The sequence below is a fragment of the Pseudomonas sp. LLC-1 genome, assembly GCF_002992185.1.
In the GTDB taxonomy this organism is placed as follows: domain Bacteria; phylum Pseudomonadota; class Gammaproteobacteria; order Pseudomonadales; family Pseudomonadaceae; genus Aquipseudomonas; species Aquipseudomonas monteilii.
The window spans coordinates 272158-298530 of the sequence record NZ_LUVY01000015.1 but is presented as its reverse complement, the minus strand read 5'-3'; the positions used below and the strand labels follow the sequence as shown (position 1 = coordinate 298530).

The following is a 26373-nucleotide window of genomic DNA, read 5'->3' as shown; positions in this document are numbered from 1 at the left end:
CGCTGTAAAAATGGCGCCAATATTTCAATTGCCGCTTATCCGACCCCGCCACTCAGGCTAAACTCGCCACAGCTCCACTGGCCTGCCCGAGTGCGCAATGAACCACCCTCACGAAATCCGCCCAGACCTGGACGAAGGCATCGACCGCAAGGTTCTGGCGACGTTGCGTGCGCGCTTCCTGCGGCTGAACCAAGGGCGGCTGCAACGGGCCATGGAAGGCCTGTCGACACGCCAGCAACAGGTACTGACGCTGCTGCCGCTGCTGTTCCATGTGAACCACCCGCTATTGCCGGGTTACGTCTCGGGCAGCACTCCAGCCGGCGTATCGGGCTACGAGCCAGGCGCCGACCTGGTGGTCGAGGCCCAGCGCCTGGCTCGCTCGTTCACCTACAAGGCCCGCCATGGCAACCCGCCACGCCCGATCCACGGCCTGTTCCTGATGGGCAGCCTGGGCTCGCTGGCCCAGGCCGAGCAAAGCGACATGGACCTGTGGGTATGCCACGCGCCCGGCTTACCCGAGCCGTTGCTGGAAGAACTGCGCCGCAAGTGCCAATTGCTGGAGGACTGGGCCGCAAGCCTGGGCGCCGAGGCGCACTTTTTCCTGATCGACACGCAAGGCTTTGCCCAGGGCCAGCGCGAGGGCCAGCTAGGCTCCGACGACTGCGGCACCACCCAGCACTACCTGCTGCTGGACGAGTTCTACCGCACCACCCTCTGGCTGGCCGGGCGCACACCGCTGTGGTGGCTGGTACCCGTCTACCAGGAACACAACTACCACGCGTACACCCAGACCCTGCTGACCAAGCGTTTCATCCGCAGCCAGGACGCACTCGACCTCGGCAACCTGGCACACATACCGCCAGGCGAGTTCGTCGGCGCCGGCCTGTGGCAGTTGTTCAAGGGTATCGATTCACCCTACAAGTCGCTGCTCAAGCTGCTGCTGACCGAAACCTACGCCAGCGAACACCCCGCTGTGCGCTGCCTGAGCCTGGACTACAAACAAGCCGTATTCGCCAACCAGCTCGACCTCGACGAGCTGGACCCGTATGTGATGGTCTATCGGCGCATCGAGCGCTACCTGCTGCAACGTGGCGAGCCTGCGCGCCTGGAACTGGTACGGCGCAGCCTGTACCTGAAGGTGAACAAGAAACTCAGTGACCAAGGCCGTAATCAGGGCTGGCAGCGCCGCCTGTTGCAGCGGCTGGCCGACGAATGGGGTTGGGACGAACGTCAGTTGGCCCTGCTGGACAGCCGCAGCCAATGGAAAGTGCAGCAGGTGGCAGCCGAACGCCGCGAACTGGTGGCCGAGCTGAACCATAGCTATCGCTTCCTCAGCGAGTTTGCGCGCACCCAGAACGCAAGCAGCCGCGCCGACCAGCGCGACCTCAACGTGCTGGGCCGGCGTTTGTATGCGGCCTTCGAACGCCGTGCGGGCAAGGTCGAAGTGATCAACCCCGGCATCGCCCCGGACCTTGCCGAAGGCACCCTGACCCTGGTCCAGGCACCCAACCGCAGGGAGCCCGGCAGCTACCACTGGGAGCTGTACACCGGCAACCTGAATACCCATGAAGTTGAACACTTCAGCCCGATCAAACGCTGCCGTGAGCTGCTTGAACTGCTGGCCTGGGCACACCGCAACGGCGTGATCGACAGCAGCACGCGCCTGGCACTGCACCCGGGCATCAGCGACCTCACCGAGTACGAGCTGTTCAACCTGGTGGGCTGCCTGCAGCAGAGTATCCCTCTGCCCTTGCCGATCGTCAGCGAAGTGCGCCTGCTGCAACCCAGTGTTGCCGACGAGGTGCTATTGCTGGTCAACGTCGCCGTCGACCCGCTGCGCCACCACCGCGACCTGAACATCCTGATGACCACCGAGCGTACCGACGCCTTGAGCTATGCCGGCGTGCGCGAGAACCTGGTGCTGACCCTGGACCAGGTCACCCTGAACAGCTGGAACGAAGTGCTGGTGCAGCGCTACGAAGGCGAACACGCGCTGGTACGCTGCCTGCGCGACTTCCTCAACAGCCCGGTGCTGCGCGGCCACCGGCCACGGGTGCGGGTGCGTTGCTTCTGCCAGAGCCGCGCCCAGGCCATCGGCCAGCGCGTGGAGGAAATATTCGACACCGTGCAGCTATTGCTGGACCAAGGCCTGAACCACCGCTATCTGCTTCAGGTAGCCCAGCACACCCATGTACTGGAGCTGTTACCCGGGCATGTCAGCCTGGCCACCCTGGCCGGGCACGATGCGCTGCTCGGCCACCTGGGCGAAGAGCGCAGTGCCTACAGCCCGCTGTACCTGGATGCCAACGCCCTGCTGGACCACGATCTGCGCCTGGTGCTGGAACAAGGCCGGCCGGCGTGCATCCAGGTGTTCTACCGTCTGCTAGATGGCTGGGCCGACCTGTATGTGCTGGATGAATACAATGCCCTGTGGCAGCAACGCCTGCCCTTGCATGACGAAGCGCACCTGCTGCTACCGCTACAGCGCTTCCTGCGTTCGGTGGTGATGCGCCGCGATGCCCGCTTGCCGCTGGACAGCCAGCGCGCGGCTTCGCTGGACATCCACTACGCACAACTGTTGCCTGCCGGCCCTGGCAAGGCGCGCAGCATCGAGCCATGCCCGGCCCCGGTCGAGGGTAGCGCTCAGCCTTACTACGAGGTGCAGGCCATCATCCAGGCCGGTGTGGCGGGTACGGCACATGTGACGCTGTACTGCGACCAGCAAGAGTTTTCCGAGCTGGAGCATGGTGACCAGCTGTATGCGGTGGTGGCCCGGCAGATCATCGGGCAGCGGCGTGGCGCGGGGCGGTACCGGTGCTACATCACCGACCTGGATTTGTCCGAGCTGCTGGATGACCGGCTGGGGGCGACGCAGGTGTACCTGAGCTACAAGCGGGTGCTGGAGCAGGCGTTGAATGAGGGGTTGGAGCAGGTGTTGGCGGAAGGCGCCTGAAATGCCGGGGCCGCTTTGCGGCCCCTTGACCCTTACAGGTCGAAATCGCCCGCCGCTTCCGGCTGGTATTCCACTTCCAGCAGCTTCAGCTTGAGGGTTTTGCCGCCCGGTGCCGGCCAGTCGATCTGCTCGCCCACCGACAGCCCCAGCAGCGCACAGCCAATCGGCGCCAGGATCGAAACCTTGCCTTCCGGCCCTGCATCCTTCGGGTACACCAGGGTCAGGTGGTAGTCCTTGCCACTGGCTTCCTCACGGCAGTGCACGCGGGAATTCATGGTCACCACGCCTGCCGGCACTTCCTCGTGACCGACCACCTGCTCGGCGCGGTCCAGCTCGTCCTGCAGGGCGAGCACACCCGGCGTACTCTCGTCGAGGCTGTCGATCAGACGCTCCAGACGCTGTACGTCCAATCGGGTGAGGATGAGGGAAGGTTTGGTGCTCATGATCCAGTCAGACTCCTTTGAACAGGCAGTTTTCAATGTGCAGATAAAGCAAAACCCCGCCCAAGGGCGGGGTTTGAGAAGGCTTTGGCGTCACCGACGCAGAACCCGACACTACCACAGCCGGGTAAATACTCAAGCCCCTGCGTTCAGTGTGCCTTAGCCTGCTCGCGCAAGACCTGGGCTTCGCGGCAGATCTGCCGGCGCCGTTCATCATCGGCCGAGCGCCATTCGCGGATGTGCTCGACATGCCGGTGGCAACCGGTGCACACCCGCTGTTCATCCAGCCGGCATACGCTGATGCACGGCGATGGCACCGCCGGGCTGACGTTGCTATAGAGCGGCTTGGGCGGCCGGGCCTGGGCACTGCTCATGTCAGATCTCGTCGAAGTCCAGCTTCTCGCCGGCCCGCTCCCAGACAATGCGCTCGAGCATTTCGCCCAACAGCTCTTCGCTCTTCTCGCACACCCACTTCTTGCTCTCTTCGTCGTAGTCGAAGTGGAAGCCACCGGAACGGTCGGCCAGCCACAGCTGACGCAGTGGCTCCTGGCGGCTGAAGATCAGCTGGGCGCCGCCTTCGAACTTGACGGTGAGGACACCGGCGGAGTTCTCCATGTCCAGGTCCAGGCCGCTCTCGTCGAACAGGTCTTCCAGGGCCTGTTGGGTCGCGTCGACCAGATCATGGAAACGCGCTTCACTCAAACTCATTGCAGGAACCTCGAAATTGGCTGCGTTACAGGCAAGCCGGGCAAGATACGGGCGCTTGGCGCCGAATGCAAAGTTTAGCCATTGAAGGCGCCAAGAATAGCCCGCCCGGCGGACCGGCCCTTGCATAGGCAAGCCGCCGGTCGCTCGGTATACTCGGGCGCAATACTGCATTTTTCTAAGGATTTCACCCATGAAGCGCCTGATTTCCTCCTTCGCGGCGCTGGTCGCTGTTGCCTGCCTCGTTTCTGCCTGCGGCCAGAAGGGCCCGCTGTATCTGCCTGAAGACGGCGATAACGGCAAAGCGCACAAGGCACATCAGCACCAGCCAAAAGCCAAGCCGGCCCCGGTACAAGAACAGCAGCCCGAGCTGCAGTCCGAGCCCGAGCAGTCGCCTGCGCAGTAAGGAAACCAGATGAACGCTTTCAACTACCGCGACGGTGAGCTGTTCGCGGAGGGGGTGGCCCTGTCGGCCATCGCCGAACAGTTCGGCACCCCGACCTACGTGTACTCGCGCGCCCACATCGAGGCCCAGTACCGCAGCTACACCGACGCCCTGCAAGGCGCCGAGCACCTGGTGTGCTTCGCGGTCAAGGCCAACTCCAACCTGGGCGTGCTGAACGTACTGGCGCGCCTGGGCGCAGGCTTCGACATCGTCTCCGGCGGTGAGCTGGAGCGCGTGCTGGCCGCTGGCGGGCGCGCTGACCGCGTGGTGTTTTCCGGCGTTGGCAAAACCCGCGAAGACATGCGCCGCGCCCTGGAAGTGGGCGTGCACTGCTTCAACGTCGAATCCACCGACGAGCTGGAGCGCCTGCAAGTGGTGGCCGCCGAGATGGGCAAGGTGGCCCCGGTGTCGCTGCGGGTCAACCCGGACGTCGACGCCGGTACCCACCCGTACATTTCCACCGGCCTTAAAGAAAACAAGTTCGGCATCGCCATTGCCGACGCCGAGGCCATCTACGTGCGCGCCGCGCAGTTGCCGAACCTGGAAGTGGTCGGTGTCGACTGCCACATCGGCTCGCAGCTGACCACCGTAGAGCCGTTCCTCGACGCCCTCGACCGCCTGCTGGTGCTGGTCGACCGCCTGGCCGAATGCGGCATCCACCTGCGCCACCTGGACCTGGGCGGCGGTGTGGGCGTGCGCTACCGCGATGAACAACCGCCGCTGGTGGCCGACTACATCAAGGCCATCCGCGAACGCGTAGGCACGCGCGACCTGGCCCTGGTGTTCGAGCCAGGCCGCTACATCGTGGCCAATGCTGGCGTGCTGCTGACCCGCGTGGAATACCTCAAGCACACCGAGCACAAAGATTTCGCCATCATCGATGCGGCCATGAACGACCTGATCCGCCCGGCCCTGTACCAGGCCTGGATGGATGTCAGTGCGGTCAAACCACGCGCCGGTGAAGGCCGTGCCTACGACCTGGTCGGCCCGATCTGCGAGACCGGCGACTTCCTGGGCAAGGACCGTGTACTGAACCTGGCAGAAGGTGACCTGCTGGCCGTACAGTCCGCGGGCGCCTATGGTTTTGTCATGAGCTCCAACTACAACACCCGTGGCCGTTGCGCTGAAATCCTGGTCGACGGCGACCAGGCGTTCGAAGTACGCCGCCGCGAGACCATCGCCGAACTGTACGCTGGCGAAAGCCTGCTGCCGGAGTAAGCCCATGCTGCTGCGTTTTACCAAGATGCATGGGCTGGGCAACGACTTCATGGTCCTCGACCTGGTCAGCCAGCACGCGCACATCCAGCCCAAGCACGCCAAGCAATGGGGTGACCGCCACACCGGCATCGGCTTCGATCAGTTGCTGATCGTCGAGGCGCCGAACAACCCGGAAGTGGACTTCCGCTACCGCATCTTCAACGCCGACGGCTCCGAGGTCGAGCAGTGCGGCAATGGTGCGCGTTGCTTCGCCCGCTTCGTGCTGGACAAGCGCCTGACCGCGAAAAAGCGCATTCGGGTGGAAACCAAGAGCGGCATCATCGTGCTGGACGTGCAGAACGACGGCCAGGTGAGTGTCGACATGGGCCCTCCGCGCTTCATCCCTGCCGAAATCCCCTTCATCGCTGACGAGCAGGCGCTGAACTACCCACTGGAAGTCGATGGCCAGCTGCATTCGATTGCCGCCGTGTCCATGGGTAACCCGCATGCGGTGCTGCGCGTCGACGATGTGCAGACTGCCCCCGTGCATGAGCTGGGCCCGAAGATCGAAAACCACCCACGCTTCCCGCAGCGGGTGAATGCCGGCTTCATCCAGGTCATCGACCGCCACCGCGCCAACCTGCGCGTGTGGGAGCGCGGCGCGGGCGAAACCCAGGCCTGCGGCACCGGCGCCTGCGCCGCAGCCGTGGCCGCAATCAGCCAAGGCTGGATGGACTCCCCGGTGTCCCTCGACCTGCCCGGCGGCCGCCTGCACATCGAATGGGCCGGCCCCGGCAAGCCCGTGCTGATGACCGGCCCGGCCGTACGCGTCTACGAAGGACAGGTTCGTCTCTAAGCGAGTAAACGCCATGACCGATCAGCCCAAGGTTGTACCCACGCAGTCCGTCGAGCTCGATGCAGAAGCGGTGGTCGCCTACCTGCGCGCCCACCCCACCTTCTTCGCCGAGCACGACGAGCTGCTGATCGAGCAGCGCATCCCGCACCAGCGTGGCGACAGCGTTTCGCTGGTGGAGCGCCAACTGAAGCTGCTGCGTGACCGCAACATCGAGATGCGCCATCGCCTGTCGCAACTGATGGACGTGGCCCGCGACAACGACCGGCTGTTCGACAAGACCCGCCGGCTGATCCTGGACCTGCTCGATGCCGGCAGCCTGGAAGAAGTGGTGATGGCCGTCGAGGACAGCCTGCGCCAGGAGTTCCAGGTACCCTTCGTCAGCCTGATCCTGTTCGGCGACAACGTCGCGCCGGTCGGGCGCTGGGTCAGCAACACCGAGGCGCAACAAGCCATCGGTGCCCTGCTGGGCGGCGGCAAGACGGTCAGTGGCAACCTGCGCGAGCACGAGCTGGCCTTCCTGTTCGGTGAGGAACAGCGCCGGGAAGTGGGCTCCAGCGCCGTCGCTACCCTTGAGTACCAAGGGCTGCATGGGGTGCTGGCAATCGGCAGCCGCGACCCGCAACACTACAAGAGCAGCGTCGGTACCCTGTTCCTCGGCTACATTGCCGAGGTGCTCGGCCGCGTTGTGCCACGCGTGACCCAAACCCTGCGCCCGGTACGCTGATGGAGCGCCAACTGGAGGCTTATTGCGCACACCTGCGCAACGAGCGCCAGGTGTCGGAGCACACCCTGCTGGGCTACCGTCGCGACCTGAACAAGGTCATGGCCTACTGCGAGGAGCACGGCATTGCCGACTGGCAAACGCTGCAGATCCAGCCGTTGCGCCAGCTGATCGCCCGCCTGCACCACCACGGCCAGTCTTCGCGCAGCCTGGCACGGCTACTTTCGGCAGTACGCGGCCTGTACCGCTACCTCATCCGCGAAGGCCTGTGCCAGCACGATCCGGCTTCCGGCCTGAGCGCGCCCAAAGGTGAGCGACGGCTACCCAAAGTGCTGGACACCGACCGTGCCCAGCAGCTGCTCGATGGCGGCGTCGACGACGACTTCTTCGCCCGCCGTGACCACGCCATCCTGGAACTGCTCTACTCGTCGGGCCTGCGCCTGTCCGAGCTGACCAACCTCGATCTCGATCACCTCGACCTGGCCGCCGGCCTGGTACAGGTGCTGGGCAAAGGCGGCAAGGCACGCGTGCTGCCGGTGGGCCGCAAGGCCCGCGAGGCGTTGCAGGCCTGGTATCGCCTGCGCGGCATCGGTAACCCGCACGATCGCGCGGTGTTCATCACCCGCAACGGCAACCGCATCAGCCCCCGGGACGTTCGGCGAAGGGTGAAGGCAGCCGGCGAACGCGAGCTGGGCCAGCACCTGCACCCTCACATGCTTCGCCATTCCTTCGCCAGCCATATACTGGAGTCGTCTCAGGACCTGCGCGCGGTGCAAGAGCTGCTCGGCCATGCCGACATCAGCACCACCCAGATCTACACCCACCTGGACTTCCAGCACTTGGCCGCGGTGTACGACAGCGCCCACCCTCGGGCCAAACGCAGCAAAGGCACAGACTCATGAGCATCAAGCTGATCACCTTCGACCTTGACGACACCCTGTGGGACACCGCGCCGGTCATCGCCAGTGCAGAAGTCGTGCTGCGCGACTGGCTGGAAGCCAACGCCCCGATCCTGGGCGGTGTGCCGGTAGAGCACCTGTTTGCTATCCGCGAGCGCCTGGTGCAGGCCGAGCCCGGCCTCAAGCACCGCATCAGCGCCCTGCGCCGACGGGTGCTGTTCCATGCCCTGGAAGAGGTCGGCTACAGCGAAAAACATGCGCAGGAGCTGGCCAATGAAGGCTTTGAAGTGTTCCTGCATGCCCGCCACCAGGTGGAGATCTTCCCCGAGGTGCAGCCGGTGCTGGAGATCTTGCGCCATCAGTACACCCTGGGTGTGGTTACCAACGGCAACGCCGACGTAAGCCGGCTGGGGCTGGCGGACTACTTCCGCTTTGCCCTGTGCGCCGAGGACCTTGGCATCGGCAAGCCAGACCCGGCCCCGTTCCTGGAAGCCCTTCGCCGTGGCGAAGTGGACGCCAGCGCGGCTGTGCACATCGGCGACCACCCTGGCGATGACATTGCCGGCGCCCAACGCGCCGGGCTGCGAGCGGTGTGGTTCAACCCACAGGGCAAGGCCTGGGCGGGCGAGCAGGCGCCGGATGCCGAGATCCAGCGCCTGTCGCAGCTGCCCGACGTGCTTGCGCGCTGGCGCTGACAGGGGCCGCTACGCGGCCCATTCGCGGGCACAGGCAACCCATAACCCGCAGACACAAAAAAGCCCGCAGCGACGGCGGGCTTTTTTGCGATCAGCCACTCAGATAGGGCGGCTGCCGTACTTGTTGTCCGGCTTCTTGGGCGGGTCGGCGACCACGTTGGCCTCGACTTCCTGCACTTTGCCACCGCGAGAAAGGAATTCTTCCATCGCCTTGGCCAGGGCATCACGCTCTTTCTGCTTGGCTTCCATGCTCGGCATCTCGTCTACCGAGACCGCCGCCTTGGATTTGCCCTTGGCAGTGGGTGCCGGGCTGCTGTCGTCATCGCCAGCGTCTTCGGCGCCGTCGTCAGCTGCCGCTTCGAGGCCTTCATCACCCTCGTCTTCGTCGCCTACTTCGAGGTCGTCGTTTTCCAGATCGTCGTCGCTCATGTTCTACCTCATGACTTGCGAAAAGCAGGTTAGTTATAGACCAGTGCAGCCGTAGACCGGCAGCCACCAGTGAAAATTCAACTGGCCGTGGGTTAGGCCACTGCCCTTGGGTCGGCGCTCCTGATGGGAGGCGGCACCCAGCAGGCCCTGCTCCTGGCAGGACCTGACAAATCCATTAGCCCCTGCTGGCCACACGCTATTGGCAAGCCTAGCAAAGGCTGGAGAAGTGTGTGGACTACTCGTAAAACACCCTTCGGCGCGCATTCTAGCGCGCCCGTGGAAAAAGCAAAGCACCATAAATGCCCTACGACTTGTAAGTTTTCTACCTACGTCGCGAACGTGATGGATAAACCGTTTGCCGTGCGGGAAATGCTAAAAATCTGGCAAAAAAATGCCCGGCAAGCCGGGCAAGTTTTTACCGCGTCGCAGTTACAGGTTGTAGCCGCGTTCGTTGTGTTGAGCCAGGTCGAGACCGACCGACTCTTCTTCTTCGTTGACCCGCAGGCCCATCACCACATCCAGCACCTTGAGGATCACGTAGGTGACGATGGCGGTGTAGACCACGGTGAAGATCACGCCCTTGGCCTGGATCCAGACCTGCATGCCGATGTCGGTGACGGCGCCGAAGCCGCCCAGCGCCGGAGCTGCGAATACGCCGGTGAGAATGGCACCGATGATGCCGCCGATACCGTGCACGCCGAAGGCGTCCAGCGAGTCGTCATAACCCAGCTTGCGCTTGAGGGTGGTGGCGCAGAAGTAGCAGATCACACCCGAAGCCAGGCCGATCACCAGGGCGCCCATCGGGCCCACGGTGCCTGCAGCCGGGGTGATGGCGACCAGGCCGGCAACCACACCCGAGGCAATGCCCAGGGCGCTTGGCTTACCGTGGCCGATCCACTCGGCGAACATCCAGCCCAGTGCAGCAGCGGCAGTGGCGATCTGGGTGACCAGCATGGCCATGCCGGCGGTGCCGTTGGCGGCAGCGGCGGAGCCTGCGTTGAAGCCGAACCAGCCGATCCACAGCATGGCCGCGCCCATCAGGGTGTAGCCCAGGTTGTGCGGGGCCATCGGGGTGGTCGGGTAGCCCTTGCGCTTGCCCAGCACCAGGCAGCAGACCAGGCCTGCGATACCGGCGTTGATGTGCACCACGGTGCCGCCCGCGAAGTCCAGTACGCCCCAGTCCCACATCAGTGCACCGTCACCGCTCCACACCATGTGCGCGATCGGCGCGTACACCAAGGTGAACCAGATGCCCATGAACACCAGCATCGCGGAGAACTTCATGCGCTCGGCGAAGGCACCCACGATCAGCGCCGGGGTGATGATGGCGAAGGTCATCTGGAAGGTGATGAACACCGCCTCAGGGAACAGCGCGGTGGCCGACGTCAGGTTCTCGGGCGTGACTCCACTGAGGAAGGCCTTGGAGAAGCCGCCGACGAAGGAGTTGAAGTTGAGCACGCCCTTTTCCATACCGGTGGTATCGAAGGCCATGCTGTAGCCGTAGACGACCCAGAGAATGCTCATCAGGCCGGTGATTGCAAAACACTGCATCATCACCGACAGCACGTTCTTGGAACGCACCATACCGCCATAGAACAGGGCCAGGCCCGGAATGGTCATGAACAGCACCAGCGCCGTTGCGGTCAGCATCCAGGCGGTGTCGCCGGAGTTCAGCGCTGGGGCAGCTTCCTCTGCCAGGGCAAGCCCGGGCATTACGAGGGACAATAGGGCTCCTAGCCCTGCGATCTTACGCAGAGTCATGTTGTTTTCTCCTGGGGCTTTGGGTTTGGTGAGGCTTTGTTGCTGCTTAGATCGCGTCGGTATCGGTTTCGCCGGTACGGATACGGATCGCCTGCTCCAGATTCACCACGAAAATCTTGCCGTCACCAATCTTGCCGGTGTTGGCTGCCTTGGTGATGGCTTCGATTACCCGATCAAGGTCCTTGTCATCGATGGCGACATCGATCTTCACCTTGGGCAGGAAATCGACCACATATTCAGCACCGCGATACAGCTCGGTGTGGCCCTTCTGGCGACCGAAACCTTTGACTTCGGTAACGGTGATGCCCTGCACGCCGATTTCCGACAGCGACTCGCGCACGTCGTCCAGCTTGAACGGCTTGATGATGGCTGTGACTAGCTTCATGAAACTCTCTCCCGATTTGGTGGACTTGCCCCAGGAAAACAAACCCGTCTCAAGTCTAAGCGCAGCGGTTGGCTTTGTAACGCGTCGTCGGCATCCGGCTCCGCGTGCGCACTGCCTGGTCACAAGGAACTGCATCAGTGCATGGCTCGTACAGGTCTTTGCAGAAACCTTGCCAGTTCCGGCAAAGCACCGGAAAACAGTGGGTTATGCAAATCAGTCGGGATTGGCCAGTCGCCAGCATGGAAAACATGCACAATTTCGGTGCGCACCGGCAGGGCGCGTTGCGCGAAAAACGTGCAGGCGTGTGGCCTCAAGCCGCGTAATGGCCCGTGCTACACTGCCGGCCATTCTCAGTTTCAGTGGACAGCCCCATGCTCGCGCCAAAAGCCCTTCTCGATGCCCTGAGCGACCAGGCCGCGCGCCTGTTCAGCGGCGATACCGCCCAGCCCCGCGCAGAGCTGGAAAGCCAGTTCAAGGTGCTGATGCAAGGTGCCTTCAGCAAGCTGGACCTGGTCAGCCGCGATGAATTCGACAGCCAGATGGTCGTGCTGGCGCGCACCCGCGCACGCCTCGAGGCCCTGGAAAAACAAGTAGCCGAGCTGGAAGCACGGCTGAACCCGACCCCACAGGATGAGTGAATGCAGCCCTCCAGCGCCTACCCGGTATTGCTGTTTTCCTACGGCACCTTGCAGGACAAGGCCGTGCAACTGGCCAACTTCGGCCGTGAGCTGAACGGCCAGGCCGACCGCATGCCGGGCTACCGCCAGGACTGGGTCGAGATCACCGACCCGGCCGTACTGGCGGCCAGCGGCAAATCCCGTCACCCCATCGTTTCCCCCAGCAGCCAGGCCGATGACAGCGTGGCCGGCATGGTCTTCCAGATCAGCGAAGAAGAGCTGGCGGCGGCAGACCGCTATGAAGTCGCCGACTACAAGCGTGTCGCCGTCACCCTTGCCTCGGGCCTGACTGCCTGGGTTTATGTGCGCGCCTGAATCCCTCGGGCGCGGGTTGTTACACGGAGCGTTTCCCCATGAAAGTCAGCGCACGCAATGTTTTCGAAGGCAAAGTCACCAACGTTCAGCCCGGTGCGGTCAATGCCGAAGTCGAACTGACCCTGGGTGGCGGTGAAAAGCTGGTGGCAGTGGTCACCATGGCCAGCCTGCATAACCTCAGCATCAACGTCGGCAAAGACGCCGTAGCGCTGGTCAAGGCGCCTTGGGTGGTGCTACTGACCGACGCTGGCGGCTACAAGCTGTCGGCCCGTAACGCCCTGGAAGGTGAAGTGGTGCGGGTTGGCGATGGTGCGGTGAATGCCGAGGTGGTGCTGAAACTGGCCGGCGGTACCGAGGTGTATGCCATCGTGACCCGCGAAGCCGTGCAGGAACTGGGTTTGGCACCGGGCGTGAAGGCCACTGCGCTGATCAAGGCTTCGCACATCATTCTTGGCGCCAAACCCTGAGCTTGAAGATTAACCTGTGGGCGCGGGCATGCCCGCGAACACCGGCACAGCCGGCGCCATCCACCGCGTCGCCTGCTTCGCGGGCTTGCCCGCTCCCACAAGGATTCGAGCAAGCCTGTGCTAGCTCGCGCAGAGCTGTTTCGGCGGCAACTCGCTGGCATGCAAGGTGCCGCGAAACAGGGCCGCACCACACTGGGTAACCAAGGTTTTCACCCGGTTGTGTGAATTGAGTATCTCGGCCTGGATATCCTCGATGGCCGAATCCCCTGGCTGCAAAGCGGCCGCACGGTTGGCCCATTCGATGGCGGCAAAACGGCTCTGCTTGCGGGTGCCGCGCCCCTGCATCCAGGCCAGCCCCAGTTCGGCGCTGGCACGCCCGGCAATCCACGGGTCCGGGTGCTCGACCAGGCTCGACAGGTAGGCGACCGCTTCGGCCCGTTCCTGCGTTTCGCCAAACTGGCGCAACAGAATCCCCAGGTGCAAGCGCGCGCGTGCATTGGTTTGTGCATTGCCCAGCGCGTCGACCAGCAGGCGCCTGACGGCCAGCATGGCACTGCGCTCGTTGAGGTCCTCATCACCCTCCATGCGCAAGCAGGCCAGGTTGTACTTGGCTTGCCGGCTGCCTGTTTCCACCGCACGCAGCAGCCAGTGCTCTGCCGCCTCGTCATCCAGATAGTGCGCCGGAGTGTTGCTCAGGCCGCCGCTGTGCAGTTCGTACAGTCCCAGGGCAGCCCCCGGCAGGTTCAGCTCGGCACAGCGCTCATACAGGTAACAGGCCAGCTCATGCCGGTTGGCAGCCCACAGCAGCCGCGCCGCGCCAAGCACCTCGAGGCCCGATACCTGGCCCGCGCGCTGGAGTTTCACTGCCACCTGCGACCATACCCTTGCCTGCTCGGCCGAGCGCGGCATCCCCCAGAGACCGAAGCGATGCCCGACAGCGCGCAGTGCACTGGCGCCAGCATGCAAGCGACCGTCACACAGGCGCTCGATGGCGGTGCGCAACAGCTGTTGTTCATCTGCCATGCCATCGCGCAGTATCAGCTCGACCAGACAGCGAAACGGCACGCCCATGGCGCGGATTGCGCCGTGATCGGCGTTGCACGCAAAGCTCGCGGTAAAGTCGCGCATACCACCGACAAGGTCCTGCAAGGCACTGCTGCGCAGCGCGGCTCGCCAAGCCAACACCACAGCGCGCTCCCTGGGCCTTAGCGGGCGTTGCAACCAGGCATCAAACAGCTCCTGCCAATCCGCGACGGCCTGCAACTGGTCGCCATGGGGCAGTTTCAGCCGGTCTTCAACGGCCATCCAGCGCAACGCATTACGTAACGCTTCGCCCCACGCCTCGCACAACGGCCCATTGGCCAATAGCTCCAGCGCATCGAAGCTGGCGCCCCAACGGGGCAGCAAGTATTCGGCAAGGGCCTGGATCGCTTCGAAGCAACCCGGGCGGGCAACCAACGCATGGCGCAGCCAGTAATAGCGGGGGGCTTCGTTCTCGTGATCGACCCGCCTGCTCAGGCATGCCGGCAATGCCAGTGGCAATTCGGCCAGGGGCAGCAGCCCATGCTTCACCAGCAGTGGCGCCGCAGCCTCCTGCACTTCCACATCGGTATGGGTACTGGGCCTGTAGCGGGCGGGCTGCCCCTGGAACAGTTCGACCAACCAGCCGGGCTCGCGCAATTGCGCACAGATGCGCAGCATACCAATGGCCGCTGCCACAGGCTGGGCAGAACGGTCCATGGCGCGTAGCAAGTGCGCCGTCGCGCGTTCACAAATCTGCTCCACGGCCAGCACGCGCGCCGCGTTGCTTTGGCCGCCGCCCTGCACCTGACAGGCGCGGTGGAAACAATGCAGGCCCATTACCACCTGCGGGTGATAGGCCTTGGGGCAGGCATCGATCCAGGCTTTGAGCACCTGGCTCAGCGCCCTGTCGCCCTGGCTACTCAGGTCGACCAGCATGTGCCCCTCGAGGGCCGCCATGTAGGCGGGAAACTCGCCGGGCGGGGCTTGGTGCCATTGCGCCTCGAGGCTGTCGAAAAAGCGGGTGAGCTCTATGAATGAATTGGCCTGCACCAGTTCGCGGATAACCTGGCGCGTGCGGGCGAGCGTTTGCACGGAGCAATACCTCAAGTCCATTTGAAAGAAGCCGCAGTGCCATCCCATGGCAACGGCAGTTGCCCAACAACACTAAGCCATCGCGGGCACCTGCGCAAAGGTAATTGGATCCATTCTTGCCAATCTGCCTGAAAATACAGGGAAAGTCCCTGCCCTGAAAAACCATGACGCACACTTCTTGCGCCGCCCAGGCACGGCGCTGGCTATCCTTGGCCCAGCCGCAGGAAGCGGCCCTTTCCAGCGACAACGGAGCGTCCATGTCCCTAGCCCTCGTCCATAGCCGCGCCCAGGTGGGTGTGCAGGCACCGGCAGTCAGCGTCGAAACCCACTTGGCCAATGGCCTGCCCCATCTCACCCTGGTCGGTTTGCCGGAAACCACCGTTAAGGAAAGCAAGGACCGGGTGCGCAGCGCCATCGTCAACTCCGGGCTGAACTACCCGCAGCGGCGCATTACCCAGAACCTCGCCCCTGCCGACCTGCCCAAGGATGGCGGGCGTTACGACCTGGCCATTGCCCTGGGCATCCTGGCTGCCGACGGCCAGGTGCCGGTTGCCACCCTCGCCGAGGTCGAATGCCTGGGCGAACTGGCGCTGTCGGGCAAGCTGCGCCCGGTGCAGGGCGTGCTACCTGCGGCACTGGCGGCGCGAGAGGCAGGCCGGGCGCTGGTGGTACCACGGGAAAATGCCGAGGAAGCCAGCCTGGCGGGTGGACTGGTGGTGTATGCAGTGGGGCACCTGCTGGAGCTGGTCGCCCACCTGAATGGCCAGGTGCCGCTACCACCGTACGCTGCCAATGGCCTGATCCTGCATCAACGCCCCTACCCGGACCTGAGCGAAGTGCAGGGCCAACTGGCAGCCAAACGGGCTTTACTACTGGCAGCGGCCGGGGCACATAACCTGTTGTTCACAGGCCCCCCGGGCACCGGCAAGACCTTGCTCGCCAGCCGCCTGCCCGGGCTGCTGCCGCCGCTGGACGAGCACGAGGCGCTGGAAGTAGCGGCCATTCAGTCGGTCAGCGGGCATGCACCGCTGAATAGCTGGCCACAACGGCCGTTTCGCCACCCTCATCACTCCGCCTCCGGCCCGGCACTGGTCGGAGGCAGCAGCCGGCCGCAACCGGGCGAAATCACCCTGGCCCACCATGGCGTGCTGTTTCTGGATGAGCTGCCAGAGTTCGAACGGCGTGTGCTGGAAGTGCTGCGCGAGCCGCTGGAATCGGGCGAAATCGTGATTGCCCGGGCCCGCGACAAGGTGCGCTTCCCGGCACGCTTTCAGCTGGTGGCTGCCATGAACCCCTGCCCTTGCGGCTACCTGGGCGACCCCACAGGCCGCTGCCGGTGCAGCACCGAGCAGATCGCACGGTATCGCAACAAGCTGTCCGGGCCGCTGCTGGACCGTATCGACCTGCACCTGACCGTGGCCCGCGAAAGCACCACGCTGAACAACCAGCCCTGCGGAGAGACCAGTGCCGATGTGGCCGTCAGGGTGGCTGAAGCACGAGAACTGCAGCACCGGCGCCAAGGGTGCGCGAATGCGTTTCTCAACCTTGAGGGGTTGCGCCGCCACTGTGAGTTGACGGCAGCAGACCAGGCCTGGCTGGAGGGTGCCTGTGAGCGATTGACCTTATCGCTGCGGGCGGCACACCGCTTGTTGAAGGTGGCACGAACATTGGCAGACCTGGAGGGTTGCGAAGCGATTGGCCGGGCTCATCTGGCCGAGGCCCTGCAGTACCGGCCGGGGAGCAGTTAGATTACCGGGGCTGCTTTGCCCCGCCAGAAATACCCGGAAACCGAATACGCTCCAGGCCCAGTCAACGCCAACCCGCCGTAAAGCACCACCAGCAACCAGGCAAATTGCCCCTGCTCCAGCGTCCAGTCCGGGTGCACCACCACCAGCGCCACCAGCAGCACTGCCAGCACAGGCAGGCAAGCCAGGCGCGCGGCAATACCCAAAAGCAGCAACAGCGGGCAGACCACCTCGGCAAAAACCGCCAGCCCCAAGGTTAGCGGTGCGCCCAACCCGAATGGGTCCTCGATACGCTGCAATTCCCCGCTCCAGTTCAGCAGCTTGGGTAACCCATGGATAAACAGCAGTAGCAAGGCGGCCATTACCCGCATGAACAGCAGGCCGGCGGCGGTCAGGATTGGGGATTGGGGGGCGAGGAAGGTTTTCAGGCGGGGCATGGCAAGAGGCTCGCTAATCGGTCAACCCGGCGAGCATTGCCCAGCAGCAAACAGATTGATTGCGCAGGTGTGCTGAGATGGATGTTAACGCTACCGGCCTCTTAGCGAGCACGCCAGCAAAGAGGCCGGTACTAACTGCACATCACTGCCTGCCAGCCAATGCCTCTTCAACCACCCTCAGCAGCACCTCTTCAGAAAAGGGCTTGCCCAGGCAGGCCAGCGCACCAAGGCTCATTGCCGCATGCACCGCGTCATCATCCCAATGCGCCGACATGCAGATCACTGGCAACCGCCACTGCTGCCGGGCCAGCTCGCGCTGCACGGCCAACCCGCTCATTCCGGGCATTTTCAGGTCGAGCAGCACACAGCCCGCCTGCCGCGCCAGCTCCGAACCCAGGAATACATCCCCGGCAGCAAACGCCAGGCTCTCGAATCCGGCCGAACGCAGCAGGTTGGCCAGGCTTTTGCGCACCGAAGCATCGTCGTCGACGATGCACACCCATCTGCTCATGCGCCGGCCAGGCCCTCTACCCGCGCCCCAATGACGTTGTGCATGGCCACCAGTTCCACCAGCGAGCGGGACTGCATCTTGTTCATGATGTTTTTCTTGTGCACCTTGGTCGTCACTTCGCTGGTGCCGATCTGCCTGGCGATCTGCTTGTGCGACAGGCCATCGACCACCAGCGAGAACACCTGGCGCTCACGCTGGGTCAGGCGTTGGTACTTTGCCTCGACCTGCCGCGCATGGTGCCATTTGCGCCCATCGACCACAGCCCGGGTGCGCACGGCCTGCAGCAGCGTCAGCAACTGGTCTTCATCAAAAGGCTTGGTCAGGAACTCCACTGCCCCCGCACGCATGGCCTGCACCGTCATCGGGATGGTGCCGAAACCGGTCATGAACACGATCGGCCAAGGCAGCCCCAGCTGGCGGAGGGCGTGCTGCACCTCAAGGCCAGTGGTATCGGGCAGGTGCATATCGAGCAGCAGGCAGGCGCAGGGGGTTTCCAGACGGGCTTCGAACAACGCCTCGGCACTGGCGAACAAATGATGCGGAATATCCTGCGAGCGCAGCAGGCGGCCCAGTGCCGTACGCACCGAGGGGTCATCGTCCACCACCAGCACCGGTACGTTCGCACTGTCTTCCAAGGGTTCAAACATGTCGGCACCGGCACCCAGCGGCAAGTGGCCCGGTGCCTGGCAAGGGACATCAAGGCTTATCTCGGCAGCAAGGCGGTAGCCCCGGCGGGGTACGGTCTGAATCAGCCCACGGTCGCCAAAGGCCTTGCGCAGCAAAGACACCTGCACCTGCAGGTTGTTGTCCTCGACCACCGTGCCGGCCCACACCTGGCTGAACAGTTCGTCCTTGCCGACCACCCGGCCCTTGGCCTTGATCAACGTGGCCAACACCTCGAATGCGCGGCCACCCAACAGGATCGGCTTGCCGTCGAGAAACACTTCTCGCCGCTCCAGCGACACTTGGGCATTGCCTATTCGGATCATGGCGTCCTCACGCGGGCATGGGCGTTTACGCAGCCCCGGGCAGGCTAGGACAGCGTACGCGTTCACACAATTATCCCGAGGGATAGGTTGCCCTCAGGACTATACAAAAGCCCGTCTGCCCGCAGGGTGCGATAACGGACAACAGCGTGCCCGTTCCTGCCAGGCAGGCTACAAGCCGCATCCTTACTGGGCCCGCTGCGTATACTCGCGCCTCAGGATGTCGCTAGCAGGGGGTGCTTTATGCTCGATGAACGCCTTGCCCACAGGCCCATCGAATACGACCAGTCGGTTGACGAGGGCTGGCTGAACCGGTGCGACATCAGCGCGCTGGGACAGGAAGGCGAGCTCAGCTACTTTCGCCTGCGCGACCCGGCCACCCATCAGGCCTGGATCGCCGTACGCGCGCCGCTCGAGGCCCCGGCCGCCTGTCAGCGCCTGGAAAGAGACTACCGCCTGCAACTGGACCCGCAGTGGGCGGTGATCCCGTCTGCGTTCGTGCGTTCGGCCGAAGGCCCGCTGCTGGTGTACCCGGCTGGCTACTCAATCGCCGACCTGATCGCCGAAGGCCCCGCAGCCCTGGCGCCATTTCTCGACATCGCGGTAAATGCGGCCAATGCCTTGGCACAGGCTCACGCACGCAATGTGCTGCATGGCGCGCTACAGCCCGAGTACGTGTGCCTGTACGCCAACCAGCGAGTGCGCCTAGGCTGTTTTCGCGCCGACCTGGCGGAACTGATTGGCGAACAAGGCGCCCCGCTCGGCAACTGGTCGTACCTGGCACCGGAACAGGTCTGCCCGCACGGCAGCAGCAGCGATCAGCGCAGTGACATCTATGCCCTGGGTGCGATCCTGTACCAGTTGCTGCTGGGTGAACTGCCGCTGGCAGGGCGCGACACTCAGCACTGGCGCCAGCTGCATGCCGGCGTGCAGCCAAGGGCGGCCTGCGAAGTGGACAGCAACGTGCCACAGCCGCTCAGCCGGGTGCTGGCCAAGGCGCTGGCCAAGGAGCCCGACGCCCGCTATCAGAGTGCGCGCGCCCTGGCGGTAGACCTGGCCCACTGCCAGCGGCAATGGGCCGCCAGCAAGACCATTCAGGGCTTCGAGCCAGGCTGCGCCGACCCCGCCACGCCTGGCCGCGAACGCCTGTATGGCCGCTGCGCCGAACAGAAGGCCATCGCCCTGCTGCTCAAGGCCCTGCGCCGCGACAGCAAGCCGCAAGCCCTGTTCATCAACGGCGCCACCGGCATGGGCAAGTCGACTCTGGTCGAGGCAGCACTCAAAGCCAACGCCCAGGGTTACTGGGCCATCGGCAAGTGCAACGGCGTTGCCCAAACCGTGCCCTACGCACCCTGGGTCGACATTCTCGGTGCGCTGACCACCCAGTTGCTGGCCAAGAACAGCCAGGCCCTCGACAGCCTGCGCCGCGAGATCCTGCGCCGCATCAAAGGCCATGGCCGGCTGCTCGGCAAGCTGGCCCCAGACCTGCAACTGATCCTTGGCCCCTTGCCCGAGTTGCCGGCCAAGCCCACGCGCCTGGCACTGCAGAAGGAGCTACGGGCGATCGTCGAGTTCTTGCAGGTGTTCAGCCGCCCCGGTCAGCCGCTGGTGCTGTTCTTCGATGACCTGCAGTGGGCCGACGACGCCAGCCAGCAACTGTTGACGCAGCTGCTGGCTCACGCACCCGGCAACCTGCTGTTGATCGTCGCCCGGCGCAATGATGCGCCAGCCAGCAGTGCCCCCCTTAGCCTACCCGCAACGGTACGCAGCACCACGCTGAACCTGCGGCCTCTGGCTGTGGACGCGGTGTCCGAGCTGATCGGCGAGCGCTACCACATCGGCCCCGAGGACGCATTGCCGGTGGCCGTGTTGGTGCACGACAAGACGGCGGGCAACCCGTTCTTCATCAATCAGATCCTCCGGGCCATGGTCGAGGACCAGCTGTTCACCTTCGACACCCAGGCCATGCGCTGGTCATGGTGCCTGCAGGCCGTGGCCCGCCACCGCTATTCCGACAATGTCGCCGACCTGATGATCCACCGCCTGGCCCGCCTGCCGATGCCGCAACGCGACCTGCTGCGGGTGGCCAGCGCGGCGGGCAGCCGCTGCGATGAGCGCTTGCTTCAGCAGGTTCTTGCCCAGGCGCCTGGCGAACCGTTGAAAGCCTTGATTGGCGCGGGTTTCCTGCAACAGGGCCAGAACGGCCTGGGCTTTGCCCATGAGCGGGTGATGGAAGCCGCGTACGCGCTCACGCCCATACGCGAACGTACCCAACTGCATGCACGTATTGCCCTGGCCATGCGACAGGCCTGGCCACACCACCTGCACGATGCACTGTTCGAGCTCGCCAGCCAGCTGCAACGCGCCAGCCCATGCGGGTTTGCAGCAGATGACTGCGAAGCGTTCCTGCAGCTTTTGCGCGAAGCAGCAACGCGCGCACGCGACGGTGGCGCTTTCGAGCAGAGCGCAGGCTACCTGCACACCGCCGAGCAGCTTCTGCAGCACGGTGCCACGCTGGAAAGCCGCGCCACACATGGCTTTGCCATCGCCTGCATGGCGACGGAGTGCGACATGCAACTGTCGCGAATGATCGCAGCCGAAGCCCGGATCACCGAATGCCGCCAGCGCGCACGTTCGACGCTGGACCAGGCGCGGGTGTGCCGCCTGCAGGCACTGCTGCATACCTTGCGCGGCGACTATCAGGCAGCCATCGACAGCGCCATATCCGGCCTGGACTTGTTGGGTATAAGCCCGGTACGGGGCATCGACTGGCAACAGGTCGAGGCGAGTCATGCCCATGTGCAGGCCTTGATCGAACAGAAAGGGCGGCACTGTCTGGAGTCGCTGCAGCGCACCGATTCGGAAGAAGTGACGGTTGCCATCAGCCTGCTGGCCACCCTGTCGTCATCATTTTTCGTCAAGGACGACATCTGCTTTCTGCACCTGGCCAAGCTCATGGAGCTGTCGCTGCTGCACGGTGCTGCCCCGGGCAGCACTTATGGCATGGCCTGGTACGGGGTGATGATTGCCGAGCGTTTCGGCGCTTACCATGATGGCCACGCCTGCTGCCTGGCCGCACTCAAGCTGATTGAACGGCACGGCTTCGACGCGGACCTGACCAGCGCGCTGCTGGCCCTGGACCAGGTCAGCGCCTGGACCTCGCCCATGGAGTTCGCCCGCCGTACCGCGCTGGATGCGGTCGATTCAGGGCGCCTGAGCGGCGACTTGGCGATGAGCTGCTACGCCTGCAACCACCTGGTTTCCGACTCGCTGTTCATGGGCCGTTACCTGCCAGACGTGGTCGAGGAATTAGCGCAAGGCCTGACCACCGTACGTCGCTACGGTTACCGCGACGTCGAGCAGATCCTGCTAGCCCAGCAAGCGTTCGTCACCCGCTTGAGCGGCACGCCCTGCCCAGCCTCGGCCACAGCCTCGAAATCGCCCACGACGCGGTTCTTCCAGTACCTGTTCGCCGGCATGTGCGACTTCTACCTGGGCAATATCCCGCAGGCCATGCGCAACCTGGCACTGGCCGCAGACAACACCTGGGCAGTACCGGCGCACATCAACCTGGCCGACTTTCACCTGTTTCGCGGCCTGGCCCTGGGCAGCCCCGAGGCCGCTGGCAGCATTGCCGACAAGCTGCGCGAGCTGCAGGCCCTGCGCGAGCGCTTCGGCCGCTGGGCCGGTTTCAACCCGGCCACCTTCCGCAACAAGCTGTTGCTGATCGAAGGCGTGATCGCCAAGCTCGAAGGCGACGGCCTGAGCGCCATCCGCTGCTTCGACCAGGCGCAGATCGCCGCCGCCGCTGCCGGTTTCATCCAAGAACAGGCCCTGGCCCATGAACAGCTGGCCGAGGTGTGTATCCCCAGCGGCCTGATTTCCGGTGCCAACCTGCACCTGCGCGTTGCCCGCGACTGTTTCCATATCTGGGGGGCGACCGGCAAGGTGCATCAGCTGGAGGCACTGCACCCCTTCTTGCGCACCCAGCCGATCCAGGAAGCCTGCCACACCGACCACCAGGCCAAGCTGGACCTGGAAGCGGGCATAGAAGCGGCGCGCGCGTTGTCCGAAGAAGTACTGCTCGAAGGCCTGATCGAAACCCTGATGGGCCACCTGACCCAGCATTCAGGTGCCGACCATGGCGCACTGCTGATCGTTAGCGGTGCCGAATTCCAGATGGCTGCCCTCGCCTACATCGACGATGCCGGGCTGCACGTGAGCATGGACAACTGCCAGAAGTTCATGACCCAGGCACCGCTTTCAGTCATCAACGCCACCATGCGCACCCGCAAGCCACTGGTGCTCAACGATGCCCAAAGCGATTGCCCCGAAGCCTTCCGCCACGAGCTGCAGGCACGCAACGCCCGTTCGGTGCTGTGCCTGCCGCTGGTGATCCAGGGCGTGCTGATCGGCCTGGTGTACCTGGAAAACCGCCTGGTGCCCAACCTGTTTGGCAGCCAGCGCCTGGCCATGCTGGAAATCCTCGCGTCGCAGGCGGCGGTGTCGCTGCAAACTGCCAAGTTCTATACCCGCCTGGCCGAAGACAACCAGAGCCGCGCGCAGATGGAGGCCGAGCTGCGCCGCTCTCGTGCAGAGCTGGCCCGCAGTGCGCACCTGCAGGTGATGAACGAGCTGTCGGCGTCCATCGCCCACGAGATCAGCCAGCCGTTGCTGGGGATTGCCTCCAACGCCGCCGCCAGCCTGCGCTGGCTCAAGCGCGCCAAGCCCGACCTGGAAGAAGCGATTGCCGGCCTGGAGGACATCCGCAACGACAGCGAGCGTGCAGCCAACATCGTGCGCGCACTGCGTTCGCTGGCCAAACAATCGCCGGTGCAGCTCAAGGCCGTGAAGCTGGATGAGCTGATCCGTGAGGTCGTGCGCCTGACCTCGGCCGATGCCGCCAAGGGCACGGTGGACGTGCAGACACGCTTGCAGGCAGGGGTGAGTGTGATGGCCGACCCGGTGCAGTTGCAGCAATTGGTGTACAACCTGATCAACAACGGGCTGGAGGCGCTGGCGGGGTATCGCGGTGACGGGGTGCTGCGTATTGCTTCGGCGGTCGTCGGGGATGCGGTGGAGATTTGCGTGGACGACAATGGGCCGGGGATTGCACCTGAGGAGCGGGAGCAGGTGTTCGGGGCGTTCTACACCACCAAGCGCAGCGGGATGGGGATGGGGTTGGCCATTTGCAGTTCGGTGGTGCAGGCCCATGGTGGGCAGTTGCAGGCCTTGGTGTCGGAGTTGGGTGGGTGTCGGATTCGCTTCACCCTGCCTGTGAATCCTTTGTAGCCTGTACCGGCCTCTTCGCGGGTAAACCCGCGAAGAGGCCGGTACAGGTTTACATCAACGCGAAGTCAACGCTGCATAGCTGTTCATCAGATTTCGGTAGTTAGGAATACGCTGCGACAGCAGGTTACCCAGCCCTTCGATATCGTTGCGCCAGTCACGGTGCAGCTCACACGCCACCGAGAACCAGTTCATCATCTGCGCGCCCGCCTGGGTCATGCGTACCCACGCTGCCTGTTGCACGGTTTCGTTGAAGGTACCCGAAGCATCGGTCACCACAAACACCTCAAAGCCTTCGGCCAGCGCCGACAGGGTCGGGAACGCCACGCATACATCGGTTACCACGCCGGCGATGATCAGCTGCTTGCGGCCAGTGGCCTTGATCGCCTTGACGAAGTCTTCGTTGTCCCAGGCGTTGATCTGGCCGGGGCGGGCAATGTACGGCGCATCCGGGAACATCTCTTTCAGCTCGGGCACCAGCGGGCCGTTCGGGCCTTGCTCGAAGCTGGTGGTGAGGATGGTCGGCAGGCCGAAGAACTTGGCCAGGTCACCCAGGGCCAGCACGTTGTTCTTGAACTCGTTGGGCGAGAAGTCCTGCACCAGCGAGATCAGGCCGGTCTGGTGGTCTACCAGCAGGACCACGGCGTCGTCTTTGTTCAAGCGCTTGTAATCGGGTTGGCTCATGGGGTGACTCCTTGGGTTGGGAATACGGGCCGGTACTGTCCGCAAGGGGCTATACCGGTGGATAGATACGGCTTAAGAAATGGCCTGCGCCTGCCGCCAGGCCTTGGGCGGCTGGCCAACCAGGCGGCTGAAGGCGCGGGTGAAATGGGCCTGGTCGCAAAAGCCGCATTCCAGGCTCACATGGGTTATCGGTGCTTCGGTGGCGAGCAGGCGCTTGGCCTTTTCCATGCGTGCCAGCAGGCGCCAGGCCTGGGGCGAAAGGCCGGTGTTGACCTTGAAGGCGCGGGAGAAGTGGCTGCGGGTGAGGTTGCACACGCTGGCGATCTCGATGATCGACAGCGAGCTGCGCAGCATCAGTTCCTTGGCCTGGCGTAACCGCGCGGGCGTCAGTGCGCCGGGGGTTTGCAGCGGCTCTTGGGGCGTGCCGGGGTGCATGGCGACTCTCCTGTTGAATGCAGAAAGTCTCGCCCCCGGCACATGACAAAGTCCTGAGCCAAACCTGAATTGTTCTTAATTGTGCGCAGCGGTATACCGTAAGATGCACGTTGTATTCAGCTATCGAGCGAAGAAGCATGCAGGTAACCGCTCACCGCACCGTGGCCATGGTGCTGTTCAACGATGTGCTCTTGCTGGATGTGACCGGGCCCATGGATGCGTTCGCCATCGCCAACCGTTTTTTGCCGGCAGAGCGGCAATACCGGCTGCTCACCCTGGCCGAAGGGCAAGCAGCGGTGCGCGGCTCCTGTGGGCTGAAAGTGGTGGCCGACCTGCGCCTGGAAGACTTGCCGGACGCCGTCGACCTGTTGCTGGTGCCCGGCGGCCCTGGCGCGTATGACATTGCCGTGCCAGCGCTGGAGCGCTGGTTGCCAGGGGCGGTGCGCAGCGCCAAGCGCTTTGGTGCCATTTGTACCGGGGTGTTCCTGCTGGGCCGGGCGGGGCTGCTGGACGGCTACCGCTGCACCACCCACTGGAATTACGTGGAGCGCCTGGCGCGGGCGTTTCCTCAGGCCAAGGTCGAGACTGAGCAGATCTACGTGATCGACCGCTGCCTGATTACCTCGGGCGGGATCACTGCGGGTATCGACCTGGCGCTGGCGGTGGTGGCCGAGGACCACGGCAAGGCGCTGGCCCTGGAAGTGGCCAAGGTGCTGCTGGTCGCCCGTCATCGCCAAGGCGGGCAGACCCCGTACGGGCCGTTGCTGGCGGCGGTGCCGCGTGATGATTCGCCGATTGCCCGGGTACAGGCGCACATCGTCGACCATATCGAGCAGACGTTTACCGTGCAGAAGATGGCCGACCTGGTGGCCATGAGCAGCCGCAACTTCGCCCGCACGTTCCAGCGCGAGGTGGGGGTGACGCCGTTGCAGTACCTGCAGAATGCGCGGATCGACCGGGCGCGCAAACTGCTCGAAGGCAGCGACCTGCCATTGAAGGTGGTGGCGGCGCAGTGCGGATTTGGCAGTGACCGGCATATGCGCAAGGTGTTCTGTGAGCGCATCGGGATGACGCCGGCGCAGTATCGGGCGCAGTTTGGTGGCGTATGAGCGCGGGCCCTGTGGGAGCGGCCTTGTGTCGCGAAAGGGCTGCAAAGCAGCCCCAGAAATTTCTGCCCCACCTCAAAATCCCGGGACTGCTGCGCAGCCCTTTCGCGACACAAGGCC

At 64.2% G+C, this 26373-nt stretch carries 25 protein-coding genes; 13 read left to right on the top strand and 12 right to left on the bottom strand.

From position 1 onward, the window contains the following. The first annotated feature begins 97 nt into the window (after window positions 1-97). The gene (locus tag A0O30_RS16525) at window positions 98-2953 is read left to right on the top strand and encodes a class I adenylate cyclase (protein ID WP_105947204.1); all 2856 of its coding nucleotides are present in this window, start codon (window positions 98-100) and stop codon (window positions 2951-2953) included. Window positions 2954-2985: 32 nt separating this feature from the next. On the opposite strand, the gene rnk is transcribed toward A0O30_RS16525, so the two are convergent. The 3 genes from rnk to cyaY form a co-directional block, all read right to left on the bottom strand. Then, on the bottom strand, window positions 2986-3396 hold the full coding sequence (rnk, locus tag A0O30_RS16520; RefSeq protein WP_016712630.1) for a nucleoside diphosphate kinase regulator: 411 nt from the start codon (window positions 3394-3396) through the stop codon (window positions 2986-2988). A 146-nt stretch (window positions 3397-3542) separates the two neighbouring features. Further along, window positions 3543-3767, bottom strand: a complete 225-nt coding sequence (locus A0O30_RS16515; protein ID WP_003253651.1) for a DUF1289 domain-containing protein — start codon at window positions 3765-3767, stop codon at window positions 3543-3545. A 1-nt stretch (window position 3768) separates the two neighbouring features. After that, window positions 3769-4101, bottom strand: a complete 333-nt coding sequence (gene cyaY, locus A0O30_RS16510) for an iron donor protein CyaY (protein ID WP_016712632.1) — start codon at window positions 4099-4101, stop codon at window positions 3769-3771. Window positions 4102-4291: 190 nt separating this feature from the next. On the opposite strand from cyaY, the gene A0O30_RS16500 reads away from it, so the two are divergent. Genes A0O30_RS16500 through A0O30_RS16475 form a run of 6 tightly spaced genes read left to right on the top strand, consistent with a single transcriptional unit; the run spans window position 4292 to window position 8911 of the window. Further along, complete coding sequence (locus tag A0O30_RS16500) at window positions 4292-4504, top strand: lipoprotein (protein ID WP_016712633.1); 213 nt, start codon at window positions 4292-4294, stop codon at window positions 4502-4504. A 9-nt stretch (window positions 4505-4513) separates the two neighbouring features. Further along, window positions 4514-5761: a diaminopimelate decarboxylase gene (lysA, locus tag A0O30_RS16495; protein ID WP_105947203.1), complete on the top strand. Its 1248-nt coding sequence runs from the start codon at window positions 4514-4516 to the stop codon at window positions 5759-5761. A 4-nt stretch (window positions 5762-5765) separates the two neighbouring features. Further along, window positions 5766-6596, top strand: a complete 831-nt coding sequence (gene dapF / locus A0O30_RS16490) for a diaminopimelate epimerase (protein WP_105947202.1) — start codon at window positions 5766-5768, stop codon at window positions 6594-6596. Window positions 6597-6609: 13 nt separating this feature from the next. Continuing rightward, window positions 6610-7320: a DUF484 family protein gene (locus tag A0O30_RS16485; protein ID WP_016712636.1), complete on the top strand. Its 711-nt coding sequence runs from the start codon at window positions 6610-6612 to the stop codon at window positions 7318-7320. Further along, on the top strand, window positions 7320-8219 hold the full coding sequence (gene xerC, locus A0O30_RS16480; protein WP_105947201.1) for a tyrosine recombinase XerC: 900 nt from the start codon (window positions 7320-7322) through the stop codon (window positions 8217-8219). The genes A0O30_RS16485 and xerC overlap by 1 nt, the downstream gene beginning before the upstream one ends. Then, a complete protein-coding gene (locus A0O30_RS16475) occupies window positions 8216-8911 on the top strand; it encodes an HAD family hydrolase (protein ID WP_105947200.1) in 696 nt (231 codons plus the stop codon). Before xerC ends, A0O30_RS16475 begins: the two co-directional genes overlap by 4 nt. A gap of 99 nt (window positions 8912-9010) precedes the next feature. Here A0O30_RS16475 and sutA read toward each other — a convergent pair whose 3' ends face one another. The 3 genes from sutA to glnK all read right to left on the bottom strand — a co-directional run bounded on the left by sutA (window position 9011) and on the right by glnK (window position 11486). Beyond that, window positions 9011-9340: a transcriptional regulator SutA gene (gene sutA / locus A0O30_RS16470; protein WP_105947199.1), complete on the bottom strand. Its 330-nt coding sequence runs from the start codon at window positions 9338-9340 to the stop codon at window positions 9011-9013. Window positions 9341-9769: 429 nt separating this feature from the next. Further along, window positions 9770-11101 carry an ammonium transporter gene (locus tag A0O30_RS16465; protein ID WP_019096449.1) on the bottom strand — a complete coding sequence of 444 codons (1332 nt, stop codon included), beginning with the start codon at window positions 11099-11101 and terminating at the stop codon, window positions 9770-9772. Between the two features lie 46 nt (window positions 11102-11147). Then, the gene (gene glnK, locus A0O30_RS16460; protein WP_002555808.1) at window positions 11148-11486 is read right to left on the bottom strand and encodes a P-II family nitrogen regulator; all 339 of its coding nucleotides are present in this window, start codon (window positions 11484-11486) and stop codon (window positions 11148-11150) included. A gap of 371 nt (window positions 11487-11857) precedes the next feature. Between glnK and A0O30_RS16455 the strand changes: the two genes are divergently transcribed. From A0O30_RS16455 to A0O30_RS16445, 3 genes are read left to right on the top strand one after another with little or no spacing between them, the layout of a single operon-like run. Beyond that, on the top strand, window positions 11858-12124 hold the full coding sequence (locus tag A0O30_RS16455; RefSeq protein WP_105947198.1) for an accessory factor UbiK family protein: 267 nt from the start codon (window positions 11858-11860) through the stop codon (window positions 12122-12124). After that, complete coding sequence (locus tag A0O30_RS16450) at window positions 12125-12478, top strand: gamma-glutamylcyclotransferase family protein (protein WP_060498165.1); 354 nt, start codon at window positions 12125-12127, stop codon at window positions 12476-12478. Window positions 12479-12516: 38 nt separating this feature from the next. After that, window positions 12517-12945 (top strand): molybdopterin-binding protein, encoded by a 429-nt coding sequence (locus tag A0O30_RS16445; protein WP_105947197.1) that lies wholly within the window; start codon window positions 12517-12519, stop codon window positions 12943-12945. A gap of 120 nt (window positions 12946-13065) precedes the next feature. Here the strand turns inward: A0O30_RS16445 and A0O30_RS16440 are convergent, their stop codons facing one another. Then, window positions 13066-15060, bottom strand: a complete 1995-nt coding sequence (locus A0O30_RS16440) for a DUF4034 domain-containing protein (RefSeq protein ID WP_105947196.1) — start codon at window positions 15058-15060, stop codon at window positions 13066-13068. 257 nt (window positions 15061-15317) lie between these two features. Between A0O30_RS16440 and A0O30_RS16435 the strand changes: the two genes are divergently transcribed. Then, window positions 15318-16808 carry a YifB family Mg chelatase-like AAA ATPase gene (locus tag A0O30_RS16435; protein ID WP_105947195.1) on the top strand — a complete coding sequence of 497 codons (1491 nt, stop codon included), beginning with the start codon at window positions 15318-15320 and terminating at the stop codon, window positions 16806-16808. Here A0O30_RS16435 and A0O30_RS16430 read toward each other — a convergent pair. From A0O30_RS16430 to A0O30_RS16420, 3 genes are all read right to left on the bottom strand, one after another. Further along, on the bottom strand, window positions 16805-17242 hold the full coding sequence (locus A0O30_RS16430) for a DoxX family protein (protein ID WP_105947194.1): 438 nt from the start codon (window positions 17240-17242) through the stop codon (window positions 16805-16807). The two genes, A0O30_RS16435 and A0O30_RS16430, sit on opposite strands and share 4 nt — an antisense overlap. 142 nt (window positions 17243-17384) lie before the next feature. Then, window positions 17385-17753 (bottom strand): response regulator transcription factor, encoded by a 369-nt coding sequence (locus tag A0O30_RS16425; protein ID WP_177410282.1) that lies wholly within the window; start codon window positions 17751-17753, stop codon window positions 17385-17387. Next, a complete protein-coding gene (locus tag A0O30_RS16420; RefSeq protein ID WP_105947192.1) occupies window positions 17750-18742 on the bottom strand; it encodes a response regulator in 993 nt (330 codons plus the stop codon). Before A0O30_RS16420 ends, A0O30_RS16425 begins: the two co-directional genes overlap by 4 nt. 240 nt (window positions 18743-18982) lie before the next feature. On the opposite strand from A0O30_RS16420, the gene A0O30_RS16415 reads away from it, so the two are divergent. Continuing rightward, window positions 18983-24031 (top strand): ATP-binding sensor histidine kinase, encoded by a 5049-nt coding sequence (locus A0O30_RS16415; RefSeq protein WP_105947191.1) that lies wholly within the window; start codon window positions 18983-18985, stop codon window positions 24029-24031. A 54-nt stretch (window positions 24032-24085) separates the two neighbouring features. On the opposite strand, the gene ycaC is transcribed toward A0O30_RS16415, so the two are convergent. Beyond that, on the bottom strand, window positions 24086-24712 hold the full coding sequence (gene ycaC / locus A0O30_RS16410; protein ID WP_060498171.1) for an isochorismate family cysteine hydrolase YcaC: 627 nt from the start codon (window positions 24710-24712) through the stop codon (window positions 24086-24088). Window positions 24713-24784: 72 nt separating this feature from the next. Then, on the bottom strand, window positions 24785-25147 hold the full coding sequence (locus A0O30_RS16405; RefSeq protein ID WP_105947190.1) for an AraC family transcriptional regulator: 363 nt from the start codon (window positions 25145-25147) through the stop codon (window positions 24785-24787). A gap of 137 nt (window positions 25148-25284) precedes the next feature. Between A0O30_RS16405 and A0O30_RS16400 the strand changes: the two genes are divergently transcribed. Next, a complete protein-coding gene (locus A0O30_RS16400; protein ID WP_105947189.1) occupies window positions 25285-26256 on the top strand; it encodes a GlxA family transcriptional regulator in 972 nt (323 codons plus the stop codon). The last annotated feature ends 117 nt before the right edge of the window (window positions 26257-26373 follow it).